General features: G+C 72.2%; 1 protein-coding gene. It reads left to right on the top strand.

The genetic code is table 11. The features are described 5' to 3' along the window. On the top strand, positions 1 to 1,138 hold a 1,138-nt coding region (locus ACLN58_RS22440; RefSeq protein WP_415857415.1), incomplete at both ends, for a TadA family conjugal transfer-associated ATPase.

Raw genomic sequence — 1,138 nt, 5'->3', positions numbered from 1 at the left:
GGGCCTCCTCGACTCCGTCCGTCAGCGGGTGCTCTCGGAGCCGGGAGCAGTGACGCCAGCGCGCATCGCGGCCGCCGTCCAGGGGAGCGGCAGGCTCCTCGGGACGGCCGGCACCCTGGCCGCCGTCGAACTCATCACGGCCGAGCTGAGCGGCCTCGGGCCCCTTCAGTCTCTCGCCAAGGACCCCGAGGTGACGGACATCTTCGTCAACGGCCCTCGCGACGTCTGGTACGAGGGCGGGCAGGGCCTCGAACGCTCCGTCGTCGAATTCGCGTCCGAGGAGGCCGTGCGGGCGCTCGCGGTGAGGCTCGTGGCGGCCGGCGGGCGCCGGCTCGACGACAGCAGCCCGTGCGTTGATGTGCGCCTTGCCGGGGGTTATCGGGTCCATGCCGTGCTCCCACCCATCTCGGCGCGCGGAACCCTGCTCTCCGTGCGCATCCGTCGGGAACGAGTCTTCGGTCTCGACGAGCTGGAAAGGCTCGGAACGGTCCTGCCCGAGCAGCGGGAAGTGCTCGAGGCGATCGTGGACCGGGGGATCAGCTACCTCATCAGCGGAGCGACGGGCTCAGGGAAGACAACCCTGCTCAGCACACTGCTCGGCCTCTCACGTCCCTCCGAACGGCTAGTCCTGGTCGAGGACGCCGCCGAGCTCAACCCCGACCACGGCCACGTGGTAGGTCTCGAGGCGCGGCACACCAACGTGGAGGGCAGCGGATCGGTCGATCTTGCGGATCTCGTCCGGCAGGCCCTTCGTATGCGGCCGGATCGTCTCGTGGTCGGCGAGTGCCGCGGGGCGGAGGTCCGGGAACTCCTCGCCGCGCTCAACACGGGGCACAGCGGCGCCGGGACGATTCACGCCAACTCGGCCGAGGCTGTGGGCGCGCGGCTCGCGGCGCTCGGCGCGCTCGCGGGATTGTCCCCGGACGCCACCGCTCTCCAAGCCGGGAGCGCCCTCGGGGCCGTCCTCCACCTGGATCGAGCTTCGGGAGGGCGGAGGCTCCGGACGATTGCCGTGGTCGACGCGCAGGCCGGCAAGCTCCGGATCGAGCCGGCGCTCGTCCGGTGCCCACGAACGGACCGGATCGAGCACGGCCCCGGCGGGTCTCGGCTCGCGGAGCGGCTCCGGGGCCCAAGCCGC

This window comes from Sinomonas sp. G460-2, assembly GCF_047759905.1.
In the GTDB taxonomy this organism is placed as follows: domain Bacteria; phylum Actinomycetota; class Actinomycetes; order Actinomycetales; family Micrococcaceae; genus Sinomonas.
This window is presented reverse-complemented; position numbering and strand designations above follow the sequence as displayed.